Raw genomic sequence first — 26,851 nt, 5'->3', positions numbered from 1 at the left:
TTTCCCAGAGGCATGCCAAAAACCTGTGGGAGCGAGCTTGCTCGCGATGACTGCGGCACAGCTTGCATCGTGGAGACTGACACACCGCTATCGCGAGCAAGCTCGCTCCCACAGGGTTCAGTGGTGTTTTGAAGATGTAAAAAAGCCCCGGCGATTGCGCGCCGGGGCTTGTGTACAACCACTGAAACTCAGTGCCCGCCGAGATAGGCGCTACGCACATCCTCGTTGACCAACAACTCCTTGCCGGTGCCGGTCATGCGAATTTCGCCGTTGACCATCACGTAAGCCCGGTCCGACAACCGCAGGGCGTGGTTGGCGTTCTGCTCCACCAGAAAGATAGTCATGCCGGTCTTGGCCAGTTCCCGCAGGGTGGCGAAGATCTGCTTCACCACAATCGGCGCCAGGCCCAGGCTTGGCTCATCGAGCAGCAACAACTTGGGCCGGCTCATCAGGGCCCGGGCGATAGCCAGCATCTGCTGCTCGCCACCGGACATGGTCATCGCCCGCTGGGTACGCCGCTCTTCGAGCCTGGGGAACAGCTCGAACATGCGCTGCATGTCCTCCTTGGCGTACTTGTCGCCAATGGGGATAGTGCCCATCAACAGGTTTTCTTCGACTGTCATGTCGGGGAACACCCGCCGCCCTTCCGGCGATTGCGCAATGCCGTTGGAGGCGATGTAGTGGGACGACTTGTGGGTAATGTCCACGCCCTGATAGAGGATCTGCCCGTCCGCCGCCCTTGGCTGGCCGAAGATCGACATCAGCAGGGTCGACTTGCCGGCACCATTGGAGCCGATCAGGCTGACGGTTTCCCCTTCATTGATGTGCAGCGAGACACCTTTAAGGGCCTGGATCGGCCCGTAAAACACGTCCAGTTCCTTGAGCTCGAGGATGGGTTTACTCATACCACCTCCTCTTCTTCCGCGCCCAGATAAGCGGCAATCACTTTCGGGTCGTTGCGGATGTCGTCGGGGCCACCCTCGGCGATGACGATGCCGTGGTCCAGCACCACAATGTGGTCGGAGATACTCATAACCATGCCCATGTCGTGTTCGATCAGCACCACGGTCAGATCGTGCTCGTCGCGCAGCAGCCGGATCATCGCGCTCAGCGCTTCGGTTTCCTGAGGGTTGAGGCCGGCGGCCGGTTCGTCGAGGCAGATGATCTGCGGACGGGTGCACATGGCCCGGGCGATTTCCAGGCGGCGTTGCTGACCGTAGGACAGTTCACCGGCCAAGCGGTTGGCGCAGTCCACCAGATCCACCACTTCCAGCCAGTAGAACGCGTGGTCCAGAGCATCGCTTTCGGCCTTGCGATAGCCCTTGGTGTTGAGGATGCCGGCGAGCATGCTGCGATTGACCCACATGTGCTGGGCTACCAGCAGGTTTTCCAGCACCGACATTTCCTTGAACAGGCGAATGTTCTGGAAGGTCCTTGCCAGGCCGGCGCGGTTCACCAGGTGGGTGCCGCCGAACATCTTGTAGCGCATCCGGGTGATGAAGCTTTTTGGCGAAACGAAGTCGGTCGGCTTGAACGATTCGCCGAGCAACTGGATGACATTGGTCTGTTGCCCACGCACGTTGAGTTCGATCTTGCCGCCGGAAGCCTTGTAGAACCCGGTCAGGCAGTTGAACACGGTGGTCTTGCCGGCGCCGTTGGGGCCGATCAGGGCGAAGATCGAGTTGCGCTTGACCTTCAGGCTGACATCATTCAACGCCTTGATGCCGCCGAAGTGCATCATCAGTTTTTCTACACTGAGTACGACTTCGCTCATGGCGCTACTCCTTTACGCGGGGTCACACCGGTACGGCTGATCCGAATCAGGCCGCGCGGTCGCCAGATCATCATCAACACCATCAGGATGCCGAACAGCAGCACGCGGTACTCGGCGAAGCCACGCAGCAGCTCCGGGGCGACGGTCAGCACGAACGCTGCAATCACCACGCCTATGGTCGAACCCATGCCACCGAGTACCACGATGGCGAGGATCAGTGCCGATTCGAAGAAGGTGAACGAGGTCGGGTTGACAAAGCCCTGGTAGGTGGCGAAGAACACCCCGGCCAGACCGGCCGTCGAGGCGCCGATGGTGAACGCCGAGAGCTTGACCAGCACGTGGTTCAGCCCCATGGAGCGGCAGGCGATTTCGTCTTCGCGCAGGGCTTCCCAGGCGCGGCCGACCGGCATGCGGGTCAGGCGATGCTTGATGTGCAGCACGGCCAGGACCACCAGGAACAACACGGCGTAGATGAAGTAGTACTTCACGTCAGGGTTGTAGGCGATGCCGAAGAACTCATGGAACGGCACCCCGCCCTCTTTCGCCCTTTTTCCGAACTCGATGCCGAAGAAGGTGGGCAACGGCGCTGCCATGCCATTCGGGCCGCCGGTCAGGGTCAGCCAGTTATTGAGGATCAACCGAATGATTTCACCGAAGCCCAGGGTCACGATCGCCAGGTAATCACCGTGCAGGCGCAGCACCGGGAAACCGAGGATGCAACCGGCCAGTCCAGCGGTAATCGCCGCCAACGGCAACACCGTCCAGAAGCCCAGCCCAAGATATTGATATCCGAGCGCCAGGCCGTAGGCACCGATGGCGTAGAACGCCACGTAACCAAGGTCGAGCAGGCCGGCCAGGCCGACCACGATGTTCAGCCCCAGCCCCAGCAGCACGTAGATCAGCCCGAGGATGACCACGCCCAACAGGTACGAGTTGGAGAAAAACGGGAATACCACCGCGATAACAATCATCAGCGGGATGATCCAGCGCAGCCGGGATTTGTAATCAGGCGGCAGTACATGGACCCCGGATCCGGTGGTTTCAAATCCCTCGAGGATTCTCAGGCCCTTGGGGGTTTGCAGGAACAGGCTAAGGGCAAAACGGCCGGCCATGACGATGGCGACAATCCATGCCACCCGGGTCGCTTCCAGGTTGAAGCCGTAGCCGTCGAGGACTACGCCGACAATCGGGCCGAACACAATCAGGGCCACCAGGCCGGCAAGAATCGCGTCAACCAGGCTTCTTTTGAGATCAATGGTTTTTTTAGTGGTTGAAGACATCGCTTACACCTTCGACACAAGAGGACGGCCGAGCAGGCCTTGGGGCCGAAAGACCAGAACGAGAACGAGCAGCGAGAAGCTGAAAACGTCTTTGTAGTCCGAGTTCACCAGACCGGAAAACAGCGACTCGGAAATCCCGAGAATGATCCCGCCGAGCATTGCGCCGGGCAGTGAGCCAATCCCGCCGAGCACCGCGGCAGTGAACGCCTTGATCCCGATGATGAAGCCGGCATAGAAGTCGAACGTGCCGTAGTTCATGGTGATCAGCACGCCGGCCAGGGCCGCCATCGCTGCACCGATGATGAACACGTAGGAAATCACTCGATCGGTGTTGATCCCCAGGATCGAAGCCATCTTGCGGTCTTGCTGGGTTGCACGGCACATGCGGCCGAGCTTGGTGTATTTGATGACGTAGGTCAGCAGGCCCATCCCGACGAACGCTGCGACCAGAATGAAGACCTTGGTGTAGGTCAACTGAACGAAACCGGTACCGATATCAACGCGCCAGGCACCCGAGAGCAAAGTCGGAACGCCTTGTTGCTTCGCGCCCTGGGAGATCTGTGCGTAGTTTTGCAGGATCAGAGAGATGCCGATCGCACTGATCAGCGGTGCAAGTCGAGTGGAGTTACGCAGGGGTTTGTAAGCGACACGCTCGATGACCCAGCCATACACTGCCGTGACGACGATGGTGAAGATCAGTGTGCCAAGCATCAGCAGCGGAAAAGATTCGATACCGAAGTAAGCCAGCAGAGCCAGACTGATTGCCGCGAGGTAAGCGGAAATCATGTAAACCTCGCCGTGGGCGAAGTTGATCATGCCGATGATGCCATAGACCATTGTGTAGCCGATGGCGATCAGGCCATAGACCGACCCGAGGGTCAGGCCGTTGACCAGTTGCTGCAGGAAAATACCATCCATAACGCAATCTCACGCAATGAGAACCTGCACATGTGGCTGTGCGGTTCCTCTAAGGAAAATACAGATATACGTCGGAGCAATGTCAGCCACGATCAGGCAGGCCACCACGGCCCCCTGTAGGAGCGAGCTTGCTCGCGATTGCGGTTTAACATTCAACGAATGAGTTGCCTGCCAGTCCGTCATCGCGCGCAAGCTCGCTCCCACAGGGAACCCGTGGGGTTCACCCGATTGAGTCAGCCCTTACTTCTGTTTTTCCAGCTGGTGGTATTTGCCATCCTTGTCCCACTGGTAAACCACGTAGTCGGAGATTTTCAGGTCGCCCTTGCTGTCCCAGGTCTTCTCGCCCATGACGGTCTTGACCGGGTTCTTCTTCAGCCACGCAGCCGCTTCTTCGCCCTTGTTGGACTTGGCGCCGTTGAAGGCTGCTGCCAGGGTCTGGACCGAAGCGTAGGCGTACAGGGTGTAGCCTTCAGGCTCGGTACCGGCCTTGCGGAATGCGTCTACCACGGTCTTGCTGTCTGGCAGCAGGCGTGGGTCGGCGCCGAAGGTCATCAGCACGCCGTCAACGAATTGCGGGCCGCCAGCGGTGGTCACCAGTTCGTCGGTCACGATGCCGTCGTCGGACATGAACTTGACGTCCTTGAGGCCTTGTTCACGCAGTTGACGCACCAGAGGACCGGCTTCCGGGTGCAGACCACCGAAGTAGACGACGTCAGCGCCGGCGCCGCGGATCTTGGTCACGATGGTGCTGAAGTCTTTCTCGCCACGGGTCAGGCCTTCATACAGCACAGGCGTTACGCCGCGCTTGACCAGTTGAGCCTTGGTAGCATCCGCCAGGCCCTGGCCGTAGGTGTCCTTGTCGTGCAGCACGACAACTTTCTTGCCCTTGAGCACATCGACGATGTAGTCGCCGGCCACGATGCCTTGTTGGTCGTCACGCCCGCACATACGGAACATGGCGCTCAGGCCGCGCTCGGTAACGGCCGGGTTGGTGGAACCCGGGGTGATGGCGATGATGCCCGCTTCGTCGTAGATCTCGGAAGCCGGAATGGTCGAGGAAGAGCAGAAGTGACCGACTACGCCGGCGACTTTCTGGTTGGTCAGGTCCTTGGCGACCGTCACAGCTTGTTTCGGCTCGCAGGCGTCATCGCCCTTGACCAGTACGATTTTTTCCCCGTTAACCCCGCCAGCCGCGTTGACCGCATCGGCCGCGGCCTGTGCACCCTTCATGTACTGTTCGCCAAATGCCGCGTTGGCGCCCGTCATTGGTCCCGCTACGCCGATCTTGATGTCAGCCTGAGCAAATGCAGAAACACCCAGCGCAGTTGCCACTGCGAGGGCCAGAAAGCCTTTCTTGTAAAACGTCTGGGACATGAGGTGGTGCTCCATGGTTTTTTTAATTGGCACTGCGACTTCACTGAATGCTCAGAGCAAGGGCCGTGCCATCGGTTTTTTATTCTGAAAAAAGTCGCTGCTTTCTTGTTATTTCGACTGTTTCGGTCCCATTTTCATTGGGCGTGCAACCGTCTAAACCGCAGAAGGTAAAACCATTTATTATTTGAGGCGCAACCCGACTGCGCCATCATTGCAACCGCGGCTTTAAACAACGTGCAACCAGCCTGTAACAACGTGCGTCACCGAAGTGCACACTGCTGGTGCGGAACTGCTACAACCCGCACCACTACAGGCTAGCCGCAGATCGAAAAAGCGCCGCCTCCCACTGCAAAAATCAACATTCAGATCACGATCCGCAGGCACTGGCCTGCGTGATACAGCGAGAATCCCGCCTCATACAGACAGCTGCGCAACCCCACCCCGGCCAGTGGCTGCATGGGTGCAAAGGGAATCGGTAGCGCTTGAGGATTTCCGTTACACAAGTAGTCGGCAAACGCCTTGCCGACCACCGTGCCCGTGGTCACGCCCCGGCCGTTGTAACCGGTGACTGCCACCAAACCGGGCGCCGGTTCGAACAGGCGCATCAAATGATCGGGGGTGAAGGCGATGCAACCGGTCCAGGTGCACTCCCACTCCACCGGCTTGAGGTACGGGAAATAGTGTTGCTGCACGCGGTCGGCCCAGGCCTTGAGGAACCAGGCCGGTTTCTGATTGCCATTACCGAGACTGCCAAGCAGCAGGCGACCGTCTTTGTCTCGACGGATACTGCTGAGCACTTGGCGGGTGTCCCAGGACCCCTGGCCACCGGGCAGAATTTGCCGGGCGGCTTCTTCGGTCAGCGGCACCGAGGACACTTGATAGTAGTAACCGGGGAAGAAATTGCGCCGCAATTGCGTCCAGTCGCCTTCGGTGTAGGCATTGGAGGCAATCACTACTTTCTCGGCCATGACCGAGCCCTGGGCAGTCTGTACTGACCAGCGCTGCCCCTGACGTTCGAGTCGGGTGACCGGGGAATGATCGAACAATTGACCGCCCAGGCCGATGGCCGCTTTGGCCAGCCCCGTGGTGTAGGCCATCGGGTTGAGTGTGCCGGCGCGGCGATCGAGCAATGCCGCGGCGATCTTTTTCGTGCCGGTGGCTTGCTCGCAGGCCTGACCGGTGAGCAGTTCTACTGGCGCACCGCGGCGCTTCCATTGTTCTTCACGACTGCGCAAGTCGGCCTCGCCACGGGCGTTATGCGCCATGTGCAGCGTGCCTTCGCGGCGCAACTGGCAATCGATGTTGTACTTGTCCACAAGGCTGAACACCAGGGATGGCGCTGCACCCAGCATGCGGTTGAGCTGGCTGCCAACCGCCTCGCCAAACCCGGCTTCGATCTCGTCCGGAGGGATCCACATCCCGGCATTGACCAGCCCGACGTTGCGCCCGGAACCACCATGGCCGGCGCGATGGGCCTCCAGCACGCAAACAGTCTTGCCCTGCTCCAGCAGATGCACCGCCGCCGACAAACCGGTAAACCCGGCGCCGATGACGCAGACATCCACCGTAACCTCACCCGTGAGGGCCGAATTGTCCGGCCTTTGCGGCGTCAGTTTTTCCCACAGACACTCTTCGCGTAACGGCATTGCCAGACTCCAAGCAGAAACCTAACAAACACATACTTCAAATGTGGGAGCGGGCTTGCTCGCGAAAAACGTCAGGGCAACACGGTTATGCAGCAAACACGCGTTATCGTTGACGTCCATCGCGAGCAAGCTCGCTCCTACAGGAAGGCACCTGTCAATCGAACGTGATGCCCTGCGCCAACGGCAACTCCAGCGAATAGTTCACGGTGTTGGTCTGGCGGCGCATGTAGCCGCGCCATGCATCGGAGCCGGACTCACGGCCGCCGCCGGTTTCTTTCTCGCCACCAAACGCGCCGCCGATTTCCGCGCCGCTCGGGCCGATGTTGACGTTGGCAATGCCGCAGTCGCTGCCCACCGCCGACATGAACTGCTCGGCTTCACGCACGTCGGTGGTGAAGATGCACGAGGACAGGCCTTGTGGCACGGCGTTGTTCAGGCGCAGGGCTTCCTGGAAATCGCTGTAGCCAACCACGTACAGGATGGGAGCGAAGGTTTCGTGGCAGACCACATCGCTTTGCTCCGGCATTTCGACGATAGCCGGCGACACGTAGTAGGCATTCGGGAACTTGTCTTGCAGCTGACGCTCACCGCCAAACACCCGGCCGCCTTCGCTCAAGGCCTGCTCCAGCGCATCCTGCATGTTGTCGAAGCTTTGCTTGTCGATCAGCGGGCCGATCAGGTTGCCTTCCAGTGGATGGCCGATACGCACTTTCGAGTACGCAGCTTTCAGGCGGGTGACGATTTCTTCTTTCACCGATTCATGGGCGATCAGGCGACGCAGGGTGGTGCAGCGCTGACCGGCGGTGCCGACGGCGCTGAACAGAATCGCGCGAACGGCCATGTCCAGGTCGGCGCTTGGGCCGAGGATCATCGCGTTGTTGCCGCCCAGTTCCAGGATACTGCGGGCAAAACGCGCGGCGATTTTCGGCGCCACTTCACGACCCATGCGGGTACTGCCGGTGGCGCTGACCAGTGCGACACGCGGATCATCGACCAGGGCTTCGCCGGCATCGCGACCCCCAATAATCACCTGGCTCAGGTGCGGTGGTGCATCGCTGAAGTTCTTCAGCACGCGATCGAACAGCGCCTGGCAAGCCAGTGCGGTCAGTGGAGTCTTTTCCGACGGTTTCCAGATCACCGGGTTGCCGCACACCAGCGCCAACGTGGCGTTCCAGGCCCAGACCGCGACCGGAAAGTTGAACGCACTGATCACTCCGACAACGCCCAGCGGGTGCCAGGTTTCGCGCATGTGGTGGCCAGGACGCTCGGAGGCGATGGTCAGACCGTACAACTGACGGGACAGACCGACGGCGAAGTCGCAGATGTCGATCATTTCCTGAACTTCACCCAGGCCTTCCTGGGTGATCTTGCCGGCCTCCCAGGACACCAGTTCGCCGAGGTCGGCCTTGTATTCACGCAAGATGTCACCCAGTTGCCGCACCAACTCGCCACGGCGCGGTGCCGGAACCTTGCGCCACAGTTCGAACGCATGATCTGCGCGACTGATGTGTTGCTCGACTTCAGCCGCGCCTTCCCAGTTAACAGCGGCGATCCTGCTGCCATCGATCGGCGAATGCACCGGCACTTTGCCATTCTGGTACAGGGCCGGGTTCACACCTAGACGATCAAGCAATGCGGCAACCATGGGTCACTCCTCAAGCAAAAGACAGAACACGTGCAGCCGGAAAATCACGGCTGATCAGACCTGTAGTTTTAGCTGCCCGGAGGTTACTCAACAAACGACCTTTAAGAGAGATATCATTCCGTTTATTCATGCTGTGCATTGCTGGCAACAAGAAACAAGAACCAAGGACCGCCCATGCTGAATAAACGCTACTTGCCATCGATCGCTGCATTGCAGTGCTTCGAGGCCGTCACCCGGCATTTGAGCTTCACCCGGGCCGCCGAAGAGTTGAACCTGACCCAAAGCGCCGTGAGCAAACAGGTCGCGCAACTCGAAGAGCTGTTGCAGCACCTGCTGTTTCGCAGGGTACGCCGCCGCCTGCAGATGACGCCGGCTGGCGATCTGTACCTGGTTGAGGTGCGAAAAATCCTCACGCAGGTCGAGATGTCGACCCATTACCTACGCTCCTACGGTGGTGAAACAGAAGTCCTGCGGGTTTCGACGCCCCCCACTTTCGGTGCGCGCTGGCTGGTGCCGCGCCTGAAAGGCTGGCGCCTGCGGCATCCGTCGATCCACCTGGACCTGTGCAGCGAGCAGGAAGCCGACGACCTGCTGCAAGGTCGCAGCGACCTGGCGTTCTACTTCGGCCAGGGCTCACGGCCCGGCACCGAATGCCTGAAGCTGTTCGGCGAAGAGCTGGTGCCGGTGTGCGCCCCGGGCAGCCTGCCGGACACACCGTTTACCGATCCTACGCAACTGACTGACCTGGTCCTGCTGCAAAACGCTTCCCGCCCCCAGGCCTGGCATGACTGGTTCGACCATCAGGGCTACCACACCGAGCACAGCTACCACGGACCGCGCTTCGAAACCTTTTACATGTGCATCCGCGCCGCCCAGGTCGGCTGCGGCGTGGCGTTGCTGCCGCGCTTTCTGGTGGAAGAGGAACTGGCCGACGGCAAGCTGGTCATTCCCTGGCAGCATGCAATGCCCAGCACCGACGCGTACTACCTGGCGTACCCGGAACATTCGGCGGAAGTCCCCAAGGTGCGGGACTTTGTGAAGTGGATGCTGGAGCAGATCGATAGCCCGGATGTGATGCAACATTAAACCCTCCCACAGAGGATTTGCTGCAGCCAAAAAATTGCTGGCATTCCTTGCTAGTGATATGCGCCACTAGCGCCACTGATCAATACCGCTGCAACGCCGGAGATTCCCGTTATGAGCGAGAGCGTGTTTGCCGATCGCATCGTGCAGAACCTGCTCGACACCGACTTCTACAAGTTGACGATGATGCAGGCGGTGCTGCACAACTACCCGAACGTCGAAGTCGAATGGGAGTTTCGTTGCCGTAACAGCGAGGACTTGCGCCCGTACCTGGCGGAAATCCGATTCCAGATCGAGCGCCTTGCCGAACTGAGCCTGAGCGCCGACCAGTTGAGCTTTCTGGAACGCATCAGCTTCCTGAAGCCGGACTTCCTGCGCTTTCTCGGGTTGTTTCGTTTCAACCTGCGTTACATCCACACCGGCCTCGAAAACGGTGAACTGTTTATCCGGCTGCGGGGCCCCTGGCTGCATGTGATCCTGTTCGAAGTGCCGCTGCTGGCGCTGGTCAGCGAGGTGCGCAACCGCTATCGCTACCGCGAAGTCGTGCTGGAACAGGCCCGCGAGCAGCTCTATCGCAAGTTCGACTGGCTGAGCGCCAATGCCAGCAGCGACGAATTATCCGAATTGCAGGTGGCCGACTTCGGCACCCGTCGTCGCTTTTCCTACCGAGTGCAGGAAGAAGTAGTGAATGTGCTCAAGCACGATTTCCCTGGACGCTTCGTCGGCACCAGCAACGTTCACCTGTCCCGGGAGCTGGACATGAAACCCCTGGGCACCATGGCCCACGAATGGATCATGGCGCACCAGCAACTTGGTCCGCGGCTGATCGACAGCCAGATTGCCGCACTCGATTGCTGGGTCCGTGAATACCGTGGCCTGCTGGGGATTGCCCTGACCGACTGCATCACCATTGATGCCTTCCTCGGCGATTTCGATCTTTTTTTCGCCAAGCTTTTCGACGGCTTGCGCCACGACTCAGGCGATCCGGTGGTTTGGGCAGAAAAAGCCATCGCCCACTATCACAGGCTCGGCATCGACCCGATGAGCAAGACGCTGACTTTCTCCGACAGCCTGACCCTGCCCAGGGCTCTGGAGATATTCCGGGCGCTGCGCGGTCGGATCAATGTCAGCTTCGGCATCGGTACCAACCTGACGTGTGATATTCCGGGTGTCGAACCGATGAGCATCGTGCTTAAAATGACCGCCTGCAACGGCCAGCCGGTGGCGAAGATCTCCGACGAGCCAGGCAAGACGCACTGTAAAGACCCGAATTTCGTCGCTTACTTGCGACACGTTTTCCAGGTTCCTGCCGCCCTTTCAAGTACATCAAGCAAGGAGTGAATTCATGCAAGCCGTACAGCGTGAGATTGCTGAACAGCTCAAGGTCCAGCCGCCATTCGCCGACGAAGCCGCCCTTGAGGCCGAAGTCGCCCGGCGGGTGACCTTCATTCAGGACTGCCTGGTCAATTCCGGGCTCAAAACCCTGGTACTGGGCATCAGTGGTGGTGTCGACTCCCTCACCGCCGGCCTGCTGGCCCAACGGGCCGTCCGTGAACTGCGCCAGCGCAGCGGTGATGCCGCCTACAAATTCATCGCCGTACGCCTGCCCTACGAAACCCAGTTCGATGAACACGACGCCCAGGCTTCGGTGGATTTCATCAAGCCGGACGAGCGCCACACCGTAAATATCGGTCCGGCGGTCAAATCCCTGGCCAATGAAGTGGCGGCCTTCGAAGGCAAACATGCGGTGTCGGTGGATTTCGTGCTCGGCAACACCAAGGCGCGCATGCGCATGGTCGCCCAGTACACCATCGCTGGCGCTGCCCATGGCCTGGTGATCGGCACCGATCACGCGGCGGAAGCGGTGATTTCTACCCCCCTACACTAAACTGCACAACACCCTCTGTACCCCCCGTCCTACCCACTTCCCCTTACCTTATCTCCCCACTCATAATGCACACCGCTGGTTCCTCAACTGATTGAAATGGAAACCGAAGGTGGTGCGTTGATGAAGATGGTTGCAGTCAAGGGAAAGCTCCTAGACCTAAGAAATTCTGTCCTGACTGAAGGCAAGTATCGGGAGCAGTTCTTGTCCCAACCTGAAGCTCAACATCTCGAAGTGAAGGTCACCGGGTGCGTGTTGATAGGGAGTGGCGAGCAACTCCAACCCCTGACCTCGGAATATCTCTGCCGCAACTACCGGAATAACCTACTGGCTGATGCCAGCACCAAGTCCTACGCGTACCGTATTGGGTACCTTCTGGATGACCTGAAGACCCAGGTGGAGTTTGAGAGCAGTGACCGAGACGAAGCGTTGTTGAGCGTCACTATAGGTAGGCTTGAGAGTTATCTGGCCGGCCTGAACACTGCAGGCCTTGCGCCCAAAACAATTAAAGGAAGGGACTCAGCCCATCATCACCTGTTCACAACGTTTCTATGCAAGCAGTTTGATGAGAGCCCGGCGCTCCGAGAGGACAATCCCTACGAGACAGGCCTAATTTGGAGTGGCAAAGCAAACACCCTGGGTATCGTTCAACCCTGCAGCATGGATGAGCTGGAGCAGTTGATCCTACACGCTGAATCGGAGCGTGAGCGGTGCCTGATCCAGGCCGTATACGACACTGGAATGCGGGAGTCAGAAGTACCTCGCGTTACGCTGCAGGCGGTACGAGATGCGCTCGACTTTCAGAAGCTGCAGTTCATCACCGCAGGATTGTCTCACGCAAGACCGTTGAAGGCGGAGTACTGCCCGCTCCATATCCAAGGGAGCAAGGGCAGAAAGAATCAGATCAAGCCGCGTGTGACGCTGGTCAGCCGGACGACGCTGGAACGCATCGAGAACTACCACAGGACTCCTCTATACCGGCGCTCTGCTAATCGATACCCGACTCCAGAAGAAACACCCGCGTTCTTCAACTCACATGGTGAGCCCTACAAGACCAAGAGCATCGAGAAGCTCTTTGACCGCGTCGCCAAGCGGGCCAGGAATGCGAGGAAAACCAGGCGGCTCATCTCGCCGCACAAGCTGCGCCACGGCGGCGCATACGCGATTCTCAACAGCCCTGACCTAGGCAATGATTACGTCGATCGTCTCGTTACGCTCACGAAGTCGTATGGGCACAATCGGGAGACGACATCTGAGGGTTACACGCTGATCCCTCATGATTTGTATAAAAAGCTCGCCGACCCTAATTCCGTGGAAAAGACCAAAGCCAGCGAGATGGAACTACTCCGTGAAAGAACTACCAAGCGAATCCGTACAGGAGACAAAAAATGAAATATGAATCTCCTGAAGGCGAACTTACAGAGGCCGCCCAAGAGCCGATAAAGCGCAAGAAGCGCTTGGAGGCCGATATCACGAAAGAGATCGACTCGTGGGCCGAAAAGATCAAATCCAGCCGGTCAAGCCTTCTTAATGTGCAGCTTAATCAAAAGGGCGAGCCGGCTATCGCACCCACTTATTTAGAGACCCAGCTGGACACATCCTATGGCGTCTTCAAAACGAGAACCGCAATCCTAAATTCAGTCATCCAAAGAATGATTGATGAGGAAATTATTATCCCCGGGCATAATTCGATTGCCAATGAATGGCGTCGCAAGCTGCTGTGCTGGTATGAAGGTATGACGGATGCCGAGAAGCAAGCCATCCCGATTGTAAGCAATACCATTTCAGTCCGCAGATGCCTCCAGAATGTACCGGGAATGGGAAATCTCAAGTGGGCACGTTTGAATATCCCACTTGTAGAGCAAACCTTCAGCGACATCTTGTTAGATCTAGAAAAACGCGGTGTCGTAGACGCCAATTACAAAACAGTTGCTGAGCGAAATCTTGAGATCGACGAAAAGAAAGAGCAATTCCCAAAAGGTGAGACTTGGGAAAAGCAGCTGAATACGCTGCGATCAATCCCGCTCTCGCATGTCGAAGACCTGGTACCGGTTGACCCCGCACGCCCATTCATTCAAATCTTCCACATGTTTGCCGCAGCATCGATGGCTACCAGGTCTGAGTCTGGGCAGCGCAATTTTGTCGAAGGCTTCAGGTATGTCAGTCAACACTTGCAAGAAGTTGGCTACACCGGCACTGAGCATGCATTGCAATGCATCACGCCAAACTACTTGACTCGGCTTCGAAACTACATGGTAGAGCAACTTAGCATTGGGGCAACGACATCGCATATAGCTGACAATGCCATTTCATGCACACGCAAAATGTTAAAGCGCTCGTTGAAAATCAAAGGAATTGGCTTCAGTAGTTTTGTGGACACTCAAGGGTTCGAAACAAGCAGAAGCACCGATGAGTATCGCCCCTATACTTCTCCAGAGCGAATCAGAATCAAAGAGGCCTGCGAGTTAGAAATCCAGGAAACCAATCGACTCGCGGCGGATTACCAGCAGTTTAATGGCGGCTGCGACCCCGTCAATGCTAAAGGTCATATTCAGAGCGGCCTTGGCACACTAGAAAATGCCAGATGGATTTTTGAAAACAAACTCAACTGCCAACGCCTTAGCCGTGCATTTGCTGACCAAAATAACTTCTACGAGAAAGCTTTTTGCAAAATCCTGGATTATTCAGAATTTGGCATCATCGATATCTATAAGAGCTGGGGTGTCATCTACGAATATACATCCAGATTACTCGCCCCCTATTTAATCCGCTTAGCACAAGTAACAGGACTCAATGCCGACTCTGTGAAATCTCTGGATGTGGATGACTTCATCAAATGCCATGAAATCACCAAGCGGCCCTACCTGCGCTACTGGAAGGAGCGATCAGGCGGAGAAAAACTCTACCACCTTGATCTCATGAATGCTGGCCTTGATCTCATGGATGCTGACGTCACTTGGCTTAGTGTTGCTCAGAGCGTTGAAGTCGAGAAGATCTTCAACGATGTGATCTACTTAACTCGTCACATCCGTGACCGCGCTGCCCCTCCCGTTAGAGAGAAGCTTTTTATTTATGAATCCTTGAAAAGATCCGAGTATCGCGAGATCAAATCGATTGAGAACTCCAACATCATCAACCTGGTGATGAATCGGTTTGCTAAAGATCATAACTTGAAGAAAGACAATGGTGACGACATGGCAATCTCTGCTTCAAGGTTAAGGCCTAGCCTTGTAGCAGAACTGGTCGATCAGGGTGTTTCTCTGCGTGAGATTCAAATGATTCTCGGCCATCGAAGCATCTCCACCACGATCAACTACCTCGACCAGTTAGAGTTCAGCAAAACCGCGCAGAAAGTGGTTGATGAAGCTTTGCTGAAGATACACAAGGAATTCGTGCTGGATGAAGCGAGCAGCGTAAACGCTCCCAAGACCAACATCGATACCCCAAACGACCTCAGCTCCCCAGCAGTCACCATCAGCACTGGACTGGTCGAGTGTCGAAATGTCTACGATCCCCCACCAGAGATCAGGAAATCGCCAAGCTATAAGGAAGGGAACCCATGCTCGCTTCTGAACAAATGCCTTTCCTGCCGAAACAGCATCATTACGGTCTCTAACCTGCCTGACCTGTTCGCTATGCGAAGGGACTATAACGCGATGATGGAGACCAGCGCCGTCGCGCAAACTCCCTATGGGCGAATCATCCGGGAGAACCTAGAAACGCTGAACTCCATCCTGACACCGTCGGCGCAGGGTTTCGATATCGAGCAACTGGAGTATGCCGAGCGACTATCTGAACACATCATTACAAGCACCCTGGTAGAAGGTATGACCCTTTGATGACTTCGCTCGATACCCTTATCTACCAGATTAAACCGGCAAGAGATCAATTCCTGTGCCTACTCAGTGCTCAGAACGTTCTTGCCGAAGGACTTAGTAGCTCCGGCCAACTCAGCCATGGTGAGCCCAGCGTCGGCTACGACCCTGTTGCGATCCACAATGCACTTATGAATCTTCCCGTGAGTAAGCTCAGCGTCATCAGGGACTTGGTATGGGACTTCAATGACGAACCGCATCTTCTGGCGAGAAATATTCAGGGCTCAAAGTCTAGGATTGACTTTGGGAACTACAAAAACCTTAACTCAACGATTCTCTTCGAGTTGAAAATTGCATTCGTCTGCGCACTTCAAATGCCAGGGGCCATTCGAACTGGAGAAAGGCTTAAAACTTTAAAGCCGCACACCATCATCGATATTTTCAAGTCAGTCATCCCGTTCATTGATAAAATGTGTGCTCGCAAACGTTGTGAACAGGGCGATGAATATTTCGAGCTTTCTTACTACAGCCTCGCAGACTTCGGTGAAGATGATTATGCTGTAGAAGCCAAAGTATACGATCGTGCTTTTCGGAACGTCACGAATTTAGGATTCACACTCCTACGCTCACATTTTTTACTCGAAAATCTGTTTGCGAAGCCACTGCCTTTTGTAGAAATGCATACTCTGGAGTGGCCACAAAACAGCATTACTGATCCTAAAATCCGTAAAAAACAAAAACATTTTGACAACCACATCTTTGAGAAATGCTCACGCAAAGCCACTTTCGCGGTTGTCGACTTCCTGAAAGCGTTGAAGGAACCTGTTTGTGACAAAGATGGCCTTGAACGAGTAAAGGTTAGTGGTTACGACGCTGCAGCCATAGCCAAACTCACCAAGAAAAATTTTGACATCTATGTAGCCATTCGTCTGACTTCTAGAGGATATACAGGAAAAGAAATCGAACCGTTCCTTTACTACAGCGACCCAGAATACTGGTCTCTCCAACGTGAAGGAATGTTTAAGGATAAGGAAGCCATCTGCAAATTGACCAAGGCTAAGATGGATGAGGACTTTTATCAGTACATTACACACATCAGCAACAGCGCATATTACATAATCGCTCAATACACTGGCATGAGGCCATCCGAGCTCTCAGGCATAATGGCGCAAGGATGCCTAACGACAAGTGAGTTTGGTCACAATTTAATCCTGAGCACAGTCATTAAAAATCGCGAGGCGTTTGGAAAACTTTTTGGCGATAAATGGGCAGCGATTCCTATCGTCATGGATGCCGTAAGGACACTACAAATACTAAACCGGTTCAAGCAGAACCCGTACTTGATAGCCAATATGAATACCGTGGCCCCTGGGCAACAGGGAAGCGCAAATTCGATCGGAAATTTTGACCACACTTTGTGGGCGTTCCTATCAGAAGTCTTAGATTTCGAAGAACTAGAAACTCTTGATGTCTCCGCTTATACCCTGCGTCACTCCCTGGCGCATCAAATGTTTCGTGCTTCCGTAGGACTTCCTTTCATCTCCTACCAACTGAAGCATTTTGGAAATCTTGTGAGTGGCATTGGGCAAAACCGCCTAAGCGCCGTCACGATTGACTATGGCAATATCGGCTCAGCACTCACCTCCGACGCGGGGCGCGACGCCGCAAATGCCATTCGGCACGATGCCGAAAAAGAATTCATCATGAATGCCTGCGATCCCGATGGCGGCTACGTGGGTGAAAATGCCGGAGCCCATCGGGAGCGATTGAAGAAATACTTCCAAGGCTATCTTGAGGCAGGCTACACCAGAGACGAAATCTTTGATCGGATGGTTGAGCTCGGCTTTGCGATCATCAACGTGGGTCAAGGCTACTGCTATGGCGACGCTACAGAGGACTTCGACGCATCGCTCCCTTGTATCGGTTCGCTTCGGTGCAACCCATATCGCTGCAAAAACGCTGTGGTCACCAAGGCCAATGCACCCAAGTGGCGCGAGATTTATGTGCAAAACACGATTGCAGTCAGAAAGCTCGAGTCGGAGGTCAAGTCATCCGATCAGCTTATTTATGGTGGCTTTGCGAAATCGATTGCGCAGATGAAGGCGGCAATCGCTGAGGCTGAGGCGGTACTGCAAGGATTGGGCGAGGAGTTGGTAGTATGAGCTCTTCTCCATACGATGAAAAGAACGAAGAATTATTTGAGGCAGTAACGCGACAACTTAATGAGGCGCTGCGTAAATTAGAAAAGGATTCTTCACTATCTGCGTCTGTTTCATCGCTGGCCAAGCTATCTGGTGTGCATCGAAATACCATTTATAACCGCAAATGGCCACTAGAGAAACTTAACGTAATCAAAGAAAATCGCGTTCAGCAAAAGAAAGATGACGCTATTATCAAGGCTGGCCAAAAAACACCAGAGGAGCTTCTGGAGCTAAGTCGGCTTGAGGTTATTTATTGGTTCACACAGCTTCAGGACGCTCGCAATAGCAATAACTCGCTGATCAAAAAGCTTAAAGAAACCGAAGCGAGCAGAAATTTCTACATGAAACAATCACGAGAACACTTAGAAAATATCAATAAGCAAACATATGAAATCAGTAAGCTGCAGGACGCGCTCGCCTTGCAGGAAGAAGAACTCACATTCTTGAAGCGAAATCTGTCGCCAGCTAAATGATATTGCGACTTCAGCCCCCCGCCCTCAAGCAAAATCGAGCGGTGGGGGCGGGCACTGCCAAAAAACACATTCCAAAGGCTAATTTAACACCGACTACACCATTAGATACCTAGGTGGGCCCTCAACTAAAAGAAGTGAGATACCTTATCCCCTTGACAATTTTCCCAGTCAGCTTAATTACTTCCTTTGGATCAGTGTAAGCTATTCCATAGTATGTACTTTCCTTTTTGGTAAAGTTGAATCGTAACTGAGTTACGCCGTCCACCACATGCTGATCTCCACATTCGTCAATGACTTCTTCAGGCTCCCACATATAGCACTCAGGTCGAGTCAAGCACCAACGGAGAGCTTGGCAAGCAAATAGAATCCTTCGCAGGTATGGATACGCAGAAATCCGCGCCTTCTGTCTAGCCAAATCATTAAGTAACGAATACCCCTGCTCTACTACTATCAAGTCTCTTTTATCGATTTTTCTGATGGCTTCGGGATATGTGCGGATGACTCTATAGGTTTCAGCCAGTTCATTTATAAAGGTACCGATTCCATTAACTACCTTTACGTCAATCAGCGGGCCAGCACCTATAGTAAGAATTCGTTCAATGTCGATTGTTGAGAGTAAGCTTTCAATTGCATCAATCGCTTCTTGAGAGAGAGGTGTTTCAGCGGGATCAATTTCATCCTTGAATCTTCTAACTTCCCGATCAAGACCATTAATATCTAAACCATCCAGATGAAAGTTTTGACCGACTGGTATTGACACCTGCCACTTCCACAGCAGGAATGTGCTTTGACCAAGGTAGCTCCTGATTTCATCCCAACCTAGTATGTGCAGCTCTGGCAATGCAACAGAAGGAAGGCAGGGAAAAGGTGTGGAGTCATCACGCTCTGCTTTCGCCTTGGTATTTTTCTTTTCCACCCAATCAGACAATGACTTTTTGACATCCGAATGACTAATCAAGAAAAAATAGTGCGAAACGTCCTTTTCGTACTCCATGAGCAGCTTAAGCTCACGCTGAAGCGTGGTTGTAGTTATGTCAACCTGCCTCTTACACTGCGCCACAGCCATAGTGGCCGGATCTCTTACATCAACACCATACTGCTTGTCCCCGGTAGTCCCATACGCGTGCACGCGATTGTGCAACTTACTTAATATTTTAATATTTCGCGCCTTGAGGATAAACTCAAAGACGTCTACGCATAACCTTTCAAATTCCTTATGGTCTACTGGTGGCTGGAACTTACTCAACCTATTTTCTACTGACGATGAGAGCCCACTCATTTCCGCTCCTAGACATCAAAACACAAAGCCGAATCATTCAGCTCAACGGTCAAAATTCCTGCCCCAATAGATCTGGAGAAGACAAGCTGCAGGCTTAGGACAATACGCTTCAATTTCTGATAAGCGCTGCCCGGAACGGAATGATGGCACAAGCGCGTCCCCCAAAAAAGATTTGTGCCACTATCATTCAGGAGGGGGAATTTTCGATAGTTTACATGCCCTAGGCTGTTTGCTCAGGAGCAAAATAGAGATCGATTGATATGCTTCCGCACAGTACGTGCGATGGGCTCTAGAAGGGTCAGCGTCGTGGGTAGATGATTTTAGAATCATCCATCAAGTCATCGACATACACCAAAGGTACGGACGAGCGAACACGCCCAGAGATTCTCTGGCTACGTCCTGTGGAGATTTAGGATCTGGTCAAATAACCATCAGCCTCCATCCCGCCTACCCGCTTGCCACTCTGAGGACATGAAGATCTCGTGAATCCGCTCCGGGGTGGCTCCGCAGAAATCGGCTTTGCTGCGATACGCCCCGCCCGCCGTATATTCTGGGCGGTGCATTGATTCTTATTGGCCAGCTCTACCAGACGCAGTTCGTGGAGCTTTCCATCAGCGCACCGGGTAGCAGACGTTGATAAGAGATAGCGCTTCACCTAATCTACCTGCGTGGCAGCCACTGAACGGTCGTCTGCAGAGGGCGCAGCGTTCCTCCGCTCCGTTGGTAGGCTGCGGGGTTTGGTGTACAATGCCCTATGAATCAGGAGGATTTATGACTGCTTTCCTCAAAAGCCTTATGGGCAAAAACGACCTTGTGTCCAAAGTCTTGAAACGCCACAGCTCTAAAAAGGCTGTGAGTGCCTTTGCGCGCGGTCTGAGCACAGAGAGTGCAGCCACCATCAACGCTCGCTTCGCGAAGGTCAAGCGTGTGGCTTCTCGATAGGATGCGTAAGAAAGGCCCCAAAAAAGCGCCTCCCAAGCCCTTCCTACCCAAGCCCTCCGCCAACGACGACGAGTCGGTGGTGGAGCACAATGTCATGTACGAAAAGCTGGTCGAGAACCCCGATGACATCGTGGGGCAGCTCGCCTATTGTATGTACAAGCAGAGCAAGCAGCAGTATCTCCAGCAATTCGCGTCGCGAAACAAAAGGCAGCCCAGCGACGCGGAAGTCCGCAACCACGTCCATTGTGCAGAATTACCTGCCGTGGATATGTACAAAGACACCGCCAACAACCTGTTCAACGATTATCTGGCTCAGGCTATCCAGGACAAGCTGGATGAGATGGAGGAGCAGTACAAGGCTGAGCTTTGGCTTTTCATCAAGCGGCACAAGCCTGAGTCGAAATTCGAGCAGTTCTTACATGGCTCCAAAGCGCTGTTCTTTGGAGGCATCGGCGGTGTCGTAGGCAATGCACTCACGACCCTTATCGTCATCCTTGTTCTGTTCGGGGCGGCGTCCAGCGTCACCCGCGACGACTTCGCACAGAGTACGAAGGAACGGATCATTTCCGGTTTGGCCGAAACCTTCGGCGTCGGCATCTTGATCAGACCCGCCCCGAAAGCCGACCTGCCAGTCGAGTCGGCGTCAGCATCGACGCCAGTAACCTCAACCCGCTAAGCAGCCGCCTGGCTGCTGCAACGCCCCGGCTAAATACTCTCGCAGCCCTGAGCCCTCTCCGAGAGGGCTTTATCGATGGGGCGGTACTCCACTGCTTTGATAGAGTGCTGAACGAGGCTTGCGTTTACATACGCAATGCGAGGGGGGTCAGATTGTCTCGGCCCCCGCACTCCATGGCTGCCGTCGAACTCCCACTGCAATGCCGTTTCTACGCAGACGACATGCGAGAACAGGGTGATGTTACTTCCCGAGGGATCCTGAACCGACTTGAAGATGACGCCATCGATACGAGGCTCTACGCAGGTGGCCAGGTATTCGGCGATGAACTGAGATACCAGATAATTTCTCTCCGATCCTGGGAGCACTGGTGCGGTGATCTTATCGTGCAGGTACTTGAGGAATTCCCTGCGCCCGGACTTTCGGAAGTAGTCGGGATCGAAGACGCTCGGCTCGAGCCCAAGATCGGCATTTTCGAATCGTTCGAAGTCCAGCACGCTAACCGATTTGTTCAATCTGAACTCCCCGCTGACGACAGTCCCACCTACCGGAGGTCGAAGTTCAGCCACGCAGGTTATTCGCTTGAAGGCACCATAAAATGCCGGTACGCCATTGGGGTTCATTCGCCCCTCGCCTGCCAGCGCCTTAGGCGGCGCCGCGAGCTTGGTCGCGGGATCGGCGCTGATTTCATCAACGCTTGACGACGTCATGCAGGTGCGGGCGCGGTAAATTGGTGGAGCGTTTTCAGGAGTCAGCACGCGCACCACAGACAGAGCCTCTGACTCTTCTGAGTACTTATGCAGCCCTTCGAATAGCCAGTCTAAGTATTCTCTGGCTTGCTGATTGAAAAAGCGACTGCCGTGCTTTACACCTTCCTCAAACTCTCCCCATTTCAAGCCAATATGATCATGTGTGGAAGACCTCTTCAGGTATTCGTCGTCGCGCCGGAAGGACGTCAGGTTGCTGCAAACCGCGCCCACGATTGGCTCACTAGCTGAACAACCAAACATCGAGATGATCCAGTGCTCGATGTTATCGCCATGCGTTACGAAGAAGTCGCCGTCGCCACCAACGTGACGGTGAGTTCCTACACAAACGTGTTTACCGAGGGCGTCCTCCACGCAGGTAACGATCTCGCTGAGCGGTGAGCACGTACGCGTCGAGTTACAGAGCCCACACACAACGGCGCTACCTTTGAGCCGGATCTGCTCGCCAAGAAAAGAATCGAATGCACACTCGGAACACACATTTACATTTTCAGCCATCGCGTGCTCATCGTCCTTTTGCATAATGGTGGCAAAGTACAAGTACGTGGAAGCTCGGCATGATCGCTGATGATCATCCGCAGACCAACACCTGATTTGCCGATCCGTTGCGTGAGCTTCCACGCACAGCGACACCCCTCCATGAACGTCACAGGACAGGACATCGTATTAGCAGCGTCAAGGAACACTTCTTCGAGTTGCAACAGCAAGGCTGCATTGAGGGGATCAAACAGGTATATGGAATCGACATCGACAAGGATGATGAGCGCTGGGCGGAGCTGGCCGCCGAGTACTCAGCCATGCTTGACGGAGAAGAGGAAGAAGCTGAGTTCCAATGGCTGAACCGGCATACGCATAGCGAGTTTTTCCTCAACTTTCCCGAAGACCTTGCGACCGCATCCAGCCTATTGACGCTTGGCGATAGTGAGCAGCACACCGATACACTGAACAAGCTTGTGTATGCCCATGCCGTGACCTTGATGGAGGCGCTTATCAGTTCTGTCGTTTGCAAGCTCGTCGTTAGTGACAAGGGGCTGCTGATCAATCTGGTGGCTGGGTACCGGAAGCTGAGTACGCGCACGATCAACCTCAAGGAGGTTGCCGAGCAGCCCAAGCTCGTGGAGAGCATCGTCCTCACCACACTGAAGGAGCTGACGCTGCACAACGTCGGAACGGTGAAAGAGGTGCTGGGTGCGATGTTTGGCAAACACATGGACAGCTTGGAGGTGGGCGAGATCGGTCGCATCTGCAGCAAGCGCCATGACATCGTCCACCGCAATGGTAAGACTGTCGACGATCAGCCGATCGAGCTCACTACGGAAGAGGTTAAACAGGCAATACGCACCATTCGTGAATTTGCTGAAGAGCTGAAATCCAGGATCGATAATGCCGCCTGCGAACGAGAGTCCGCTGATTTCTAGATGGCGCACCAGTGGACGCTGACCGTGTGCAAATCAGGGTGTGAGTAAGTGTAAAGGGTTCGGTGGCAGCGGGCCGCTGATTTCCGGAGGCTGGTTAGGAGACCCCACGAAAGGAAGCCGTATGTTCACCCATGAAATCGCACAGCCCACCGACACCATGCTCCTGACCGAGATCCTCGACATGGAGAACGGCGAAAACGTCGACCTGCAGGTTTTCCTGAGCCGCGAGCTGAGCCTGGTCATCAAAGACCGGGGCGAGCTGGCCAGCAGGTATGCACGCAATCCCGAAGAACCCTGGCTGGTCTGCCAGTTATGCTCGGCGCCGGTCATCCTGGTACGCACCAAAGGTCGGCGTTTTCACTTCCGCCACCACCCGCGAGAGGAGGTCGAGCAGAAGTGTTCGATTTCCACGCGTGGCCAACTCAGTGCTGAGCAGATCAACTGCATTAAGTACAACGCAGCCAAGGAAAGCTCTGCTCACCTCAGGCTCAAGAGCATCATTCGAGACAGCTTGATTGCCGATGAAAACTGCAGCGAGCCGCAAGTGGAAGCTGTCTGGAAGGGCATGCGGCTTGCTGACCGAGCGCAGTGGCGCAAGCCGGATGTGCAGGTAGAACACGCCGGCCAGCGACTGGCATTCGAGGTGCAGCTCTCGACCACCTATCTAACCGAGATCGTAGGCCGGCGCGAATTCTACCGAATGAACAACGGCGGCATGGTCTGGGTATTCCAGAGCTTCGATCCAAGCATCACTCGAACCTCCGAGGAAGACATCTTCTACCTGAACAACCACAACGTCTTCATCGTGAATGAGGCAACACTGGAGCGATCGCGACACGCGAAACACATGGCCATGGATTGCTGGTATGCGGTACCGCACCTGAGGGGCAAGACGATCATCAACGAGTGGGTGATGGAGGAGGTTTTCCTCTACCAGCTAACTGTAGATACCAAGGCACAGAAGGTGTTCTTCAAGGACTACGATGCCATTCGTGCCGAGTTGGAAAGCTCATTGGATATCTCGAAAGCCCGCCAGGCGTTTTATGACTTCTGGTTCGAACATGCCCCAAATGATTGCCGGGAAACGGATGCCGCCTGGGTTATTCTGCGGGAAAAGATGCGCGTTGCTTTACCGCGCTTGCACCTGCCAACGGACTACCGCACGGGCAAATTTCATGGAGCGATTTCACTGATGCTGAGCGCCCGCTTTGGCCGGCCTGTCGGTTACAACCTGCCGCGCTTACTGAACGTTGCCAACACTGCGTTCGACCACTACAAGCAGTACCTCTACCCGTTTGGCTGGGCGCTCAAACTATGCGATACCGAGCATCTGCTGAAGGAGCAGGACACCAAAGGTACGTGGCTTCGGCGCATTGAGGTCATCAAGGACGGTATGAGGAATCATGACGAGGCGTTCCGGCAAGATCCCAGCCTCAACCGACTGATCGCATTCCTCGTTCCCGAGATTACCGAGAAGCTCGCCCAAGCCAGGGATTGGTAACCCGCGAAGAGCACTGCGAACCGGGGGCGCATGGAAGGGTTCTAGAGTATCTTGGCCGAACGTCGACTTCGCTGCCGCATCCTGCGGGGGAAGCGTTATGATAGATGGTTGCCGATAGCCTGCGAGCGCTCTGCAGCGTGATCCTCGTCAAGCAGCTTGACGGGGGCGCTCCAGCCCAAAACCTGGGCGGTTGCCGAAGTAATTTCCACTTTCTGTGTTGACATAGTGACCCTCGTTGCTCAAGAATGATCACGAGGGCTCAATAAGAGCAGGGCTGATCTGGATCATGGCGATATTGGCAGATCAGTGTGGATTGCGCAGGTCGCCACCTGTGCGGTAGCGGTAACCGGCAACAATGGTTAGCTTCCGACCCCTTTCAGGCAGCTCTGCCTGGACGTGCTAAGCAAGCGCTGCGACTACCAGCCCTCAATGAATTCTCTAAAAAGGCGCCTACGGCGCCTTTTTTGCTTTCAGCGTGCCGACCTTCATCGCGCTCTGCTTCTTCAGAACCTTGTAAGCGGTCACTACAGAATAGAAATTCTCGCCTTCGGCATCCAGCTGTGGGGAGAGGATCACAACCCCCTTCGCGCCCCTCACAATCGTCAAACGGTAACCATCACGGGTTTGATACCCCTCGCAAAGAATCTGCGCCCCCTGCGACAGAATTGCCGCTACGAAAGCCGGGACATCTTCGATCTTCGGGCAGCCAGCACCGACCAGTTCATGACCGTGACCTTCCCAGATATGGCGAACACCAAAGCCTTTACTGAAACCATGATGCTTGCCTACCCGCAGGTAGATCTCGCCACCGGGCAACGTGAGGTTACGACTACTGTAGGGTTCGATATAGCCATAGCTGAGCAAACCAGTGACTGGGTGCGGTACGCAAACCTCTTTGTCCAGGGTCGCGTAATCAAACAGCGGCACAAGGGGCATCAATGCTGACAAGTGTTCTTCATCCAGTGGTGGCTAGTCCCTGAGGGCGTCGCCATTCTGCCACAGATTTTAATGGTCATTCTGACCGCCCTGCCCTGCTCTGCCAGACCTTACAACGACCTCGGGTTGGCGACGCTGGGGGTAGGTGTCACTACCTTAAGCCAAAGCTCTATTACAGCACTATCGCGGCTTTTTAGAGGCTTTGTCCTGCCGCCAATGGGTATCACCCTCGACTTCACGCGCAGCCCCAGAGGAGAGCATCAAGGTTTGCACAGGGTAAATATCCATGAAATTAGGGACGCGGGCGAAGTCCTGCGTGGTTTCAGCCCACTGGTAACCATTTTCCAAGGGGTAATAGTTCACGGCGTGCATGAGCACGCCCGCCACAGTTGTACCGGACGCATCGTAGTTCGCGATGTTGTCGATGTTTTTCGCTCTTCTCATCTCCTCAATCGCAATGCCATCGCGGGTTTCATAGAACACGTGAACGACTCCAGGTTTGTCCGGTGGAATCTGAGTCACCGCGTCGTTGATTAGGCTTTTGAAGTGCTTCGAACGTAGCCCGAGCGATATCTCATGATCACAGCGCCACTGAGCAGCCACGCAGTTAGCAACGTCCTGGACAAAGATGTTGAGAATGCTATCGGGAGTGCCGGCGCGCACGATGCTTTCTGCGATCGTTGCAATGCTGCGCTTTTCATTGCTGTCTACGTCACCGAACACCAAAAACTCATGCTGTGGGCAGTTGGGTCGGACTGAGAAGCGACGGTAATGACGCTCAAGAGGCCCCCGATCAACCCAGCGCAATTCGACACTGATCGATCCGTTTCTTACCCGGCCTCCGCCCTTCTGAAGTACCAAATCCACAACCCTGATCACTTCCTCTGCCGACGCATGTTTGACCTGGTCATGGAAAGTGATATCAACAATGCTCCATGGCGCGACCCTCAACATGTGAAGGCTCAGTACCGCCCAGATTTGAGCCCAAGCATTCCGCTCATCCAGCGAGTATCTAGTTTGCTGAGCAGCTCGCTTGCACTCGACATAAAAGCCTTCTTCACCTGTTTGAACGAGTAGATCGGGTGTCTTCTTGGTCTTTCCGTCCGGCCAGGTGATGCTCAGTTCCGGAAGAAAGGAAACCTTGTATCCATTTTTCAGGTAGAACGGTAATCCTCCCATTTTTAGTACTCACCAGAAGTAGAGGTCAGGCCGCGAGGGCCAACTTCTGTTTGGGGGTGATG

21 protein-coding genes and 1 pseudogene are annotated in these 26,851 nt (G+C 55.0%); 11 read left to right on the top strand and 11 right to left on the bottom strand.

All coding sequences use genetic code 11. The features are described 5' to 3' along the window. Positions 1 to 188: 188 nt before the first annotated feature. From AC3WTM_RS13945 to amaB, 7 genes are all read right to left on the bottom strand, one after another. Complete coding sequence (locus tag AC3WTM_RS13945) at positions 189 to 905, bottom strand: ABC transporter ATP-binding protein (RefSeq protein WP_057712220.1); 717 nt, start codon at positions 903 to 905, stop codon at positions 189 to 191. Next, complete coding sequence (locus tag AC3WTM_RS13940) at positions 902 to 1,774, bottom strand: ABC transporter ATP-binding protein (RefSeq protein WP_090452841.1); 873 nt, start codon at positions 1,772 to 1,774, stop codon at positions 902 to 904. The genes AC3WTM_RS13945 and AC3WTM_RS13940 overlap by 4 nt, the downstream gene beginning before the upstream one ends. Then, positions 1,771 to 3,054 carry a high-affinity branched-chain amino acid ABC transporter permease LivM gene (livM, locus tag AC3WTM_RS13935; RefSeq protein WP_090452840.1) on the bottom strand — a complete coding sequence of 428 codons (1,284 nt, stop codon included), beginning with the start codon at positions 3,052 to 3,054 and terminating at the stop codon, positions 1,771 to 1,773. The genes AC3WTM_RS13940 and livM overlap by 4 nt, the downstream gene beginning before the upstream one ends. Positions 3,055 to 3,057: 3 nt before the next feature. Continuing rightward, positions 3,058 to 3,972, bottom strand: a complete 915-nt coding sequence (locus tag AC3WTM_RS13930; RefSeq protein WP_007979705.1) for an ABC transporter permease subunit — start codon at positions 3,970 to 3,972, stop codon at positions 3,058 to 3,060. Between the two features lie 240 nt (positions 3,973 to 4,212). Further along, positions 4,213 to 5,346, bottom strand: coding sequence for an ABC transporter substrate-binding protein (locus tag AC3WTM_RS13925; protein WP_008048115.1), 1,134 nt, complete (start codon positions 5,344 to 5,346; stop codon positions 4,213 to 4,215). Between the two features lie 362 nt (positions 5,347 to 5,708). After that, positions 5,709 to 6,992, bottom strand: coding sequence for an L-pipecolate oxidase (gene amaA, locus AC3WTM_RS13920; RefSeq protein ID WP_102669254.1), 1,284 nt, complete (start codon positions 6,990 to 6,992; stop codon positions 5,709 to 5,711). Between the two features lie 154 nt (positions 6,993 to 7,146). After that, positions 7,147 to 8,637 (bottom strand): L-piperidine-6-carboxylate dehydrogenase, encoded by a 1,491-nt coding sequence (gene amaB / locus AC3WTM_RS13915; RefSeq protein ID WP_102669255.1) that lies wholly within the window; start codon positions 8,635 to 8,637, stop codon positions 7,147 to 7,149. 174 nt (positions 8,638 to 8,811) lie between these two features. On the opposite strand from amaB, the gene AC3WTM_RS13910 reads away from it, so the two are divergent. From AC3WTM_RS13910 to AC3WTM_RS13880, 7 genes and pseudogenes are all read left to right on the top strand, one after another. Then, entirely contained in the window at positions 8,812 to 9,723 is a 912-nt protein-coding gene (locus tag AC3WTM_RS13910; RefSeq protein ID WP_102669256.1) for a LysR family transcriptional regulator, read from the top strand. 111 nt (positions 9,724 to 9,834) lie between these two features. Beyond that, entirely contained in the window at positions 9,835 to 11,061 is a 1,227-nt protein-coding gene (gene pncB, locus AC3WTM_RS13905) for a nicotinate phosphoribosyltransferase (RefSeq protein ID WP_102669257.1), read from the top strand. 4 nt (positions 11,062 to 11,065) lie between these two features. Beyond that, positions 11,066 to 11,590: pseudogene (gene nadE, locus AC3WTM_RS13900) on the top strand (NAD(+) synthase); the annotation flags it as partial. Between the two features lie 114 nt (positions 11,591 to 11,704). Further along, positions 11,705 to 12,997, top strand: coding sequence for a tyrosine-type recombinase/integrase (locus AC3WTM_RS13895; protein WP_256586034.1), 1,293 nt, complete (start codon positions 11,705 to 11,707; stop codon positions 12,995 to 12,997). After that, positions 12,994 to 15,444, top strand: coding sequence for a tyrosine-type recombinase/integrase (locus AC3WTM_RS13890; protein WP_020797626.1), 2,451 nt, complete (start codon positions 12,994 to 12,996; stop codon positions 15,442 to 15,444). The genes AC3WTM_RS13895 and AC3WTM_RS13890 overlap by 4 nt, the downstream gene beginning before the upstream one ends. Further along, positions 15,444 to 17,582: a site-specific integrase gene (locus tag AC3WTM_RS13885; protein ID WP_020797627.1), complete on the top strand. Its 2,139-nt coding sequence runs from the start codon at positions 15,444 to 15,446 to the stop codon at positions 17,580 to 17,582. The genes AC3WTM_RS13890 and AC3WTM_RS13885 overlap by 1 nt, the downstream gene beginning before the upstream one ends. Next, the gene (locus AC3WTM_RS13880) at positions 17,579 to 18,094 is read left to right on the top strand and encodes a hypothetical protein (RefSeq protein WP_020797628.1); all 516 of its coding nucleotides are present in this window, start codon (positions 17,579 to 17,581) and stop codon (positions 18,092 to 18,094) included. The genes AC3WTM_RS13885 and AC3WTM_RS13880 overlap by 4 nt, the downstream gene beginning before the upstream one ends. A 121-nt stretch (positions 18,095 to 18,215) precedes the next feature. Here AC3WTM_RS13880 and AC3WTM_RS13875 read toward each other — a convergent pair whose 3' ends face one another. Then, entirely contained in the window at positions 18,216 to 19,373 is a 1,158-nt protein-coding gene (locus AC3WTM_RS13875; RefSeq protein ID WP_020797629.1) for a hypothetical protein, read from the bottom strand. A gap of 771 nt (positions 19,374 to 20,144) precedes the next feature. Here AC3WTM_RS13875 and AC3WTM_RS13870 point away from each other — a divergent pair. Both AC3WTM_RS13870 and AC3WTM_RS13865 read left to right on the top strand, forming a co-directional pair. Further along, positions 20,145 to 20,315 carry a hypothetical protein gene (locus tag AC3WTM_RS13870; protein ID WP_020797630.1) on the top strand — a complete coding sequence of 57 codons (171 nt, stop codon included), beginning with the start codon at positions 20,145 to 20,147 and terminating at the stop codon, positions 20,313 to 20,315. A 1-nt stretch (position 20,316) separates the two neighbouring features. Further along, positions 20,317 to 20,991: a hypothetical protein gene (locus tag AC3WTM_RS13865; protein WP_256228281.1), complete on the top strand. Its 675-nt coding sequence runs from the start codon at positions 20,317 to 20,319 to the stop codon at positions 20,989 to 20,991. Positions 20,992 to 21,020: 29 nt separating this feature from the next. Here the strand turns inward: AC3WTM_RS13865 and AC3WTM_RS13860 are convergent, their stop codons facing one another. Continuing rightward, the gene (locus AC3WTM_RS13860; RefSeq protein WP_219736431.1) at positions 21,021 to 22,253 is read right to left on the bottom strand and encodes an RES family NAD+ phosphorylase; all 1,233 of its coding nucleotides are present in this window, start codon (positions 22,251 to 22,253) and stop codon (positions 21,021 to 21,023) included. A 197-nt stretch (positions 22,254 to 22,450) separates the two neighbouring features. Here AC3WTM_RS13860 and AC3WTM_RS13855 point away from each other — a divergent pair, with 197 nt between their 5' ends. Both AC3WTM_RS13855 and AC3WTM_RS13850 read left to right on the top strand, forming a co-directional pair. Then, positions 22,451 to 23,173, top strand: coding sequence for a HEPN domain-containing protein (locus AC3WTM_RS13855; protein WP_020797633.1), 723 nt, complete (start codon positions 22,451 to 22,453; stop codon positions 23,171 to 23,173). 121 nt (positions 23,174 to 23,294) lie between these two features. After that, entirely contained in the window at positions 23,295 to 24,674 is a 1,380-nt protein-coding gene (locus AC3WTM_RS13850) for a DUF6035 family protein (RefSeq protein ID WP_020797634.1), read from the top strand. A gap of 450 nt (positions 24,675 to 25,124) precedes the next feature. Here the strand turns inward: AC3WTM_RS13850 and AC3WTM_RS13845 are convergent, their stop codons facing one another. Continuing rightward, positions 25,125 to 25,622 (bottom strand): hypothetical protein, encoded by a 498-nt coding sequence (locus AC3WTM_RS13845; protein WP_256228284.1) that lies wholly within the window; start codon positions 25,620 to 25,622, stop codon positions 25,125 to 25,127. 168 nt (positions 25,623 to 25,790) lie between these two features. Next, positions 25,791 to 26,789, bottom strand: a complete 999-nt coding sequence (locus tag AC3WTM_RS13840; RefSeq protein ID WP_256586035.1) for a hypothetical protein — start codon at positions 26,787 to 26,789, stop codon at positions 25,791 to 25,793. Between the last annotated feature and the right edge of the window lie 62 nt (positions 26,790 to 26,851).

The sequence above is a fragment of the Pseudomonas sp. EU05-FHT14B02 genome (genome assembly GCF_058791055.1).
This window is presented reverse-complemented; position numbering and strand designations above follow the sequence as displayed.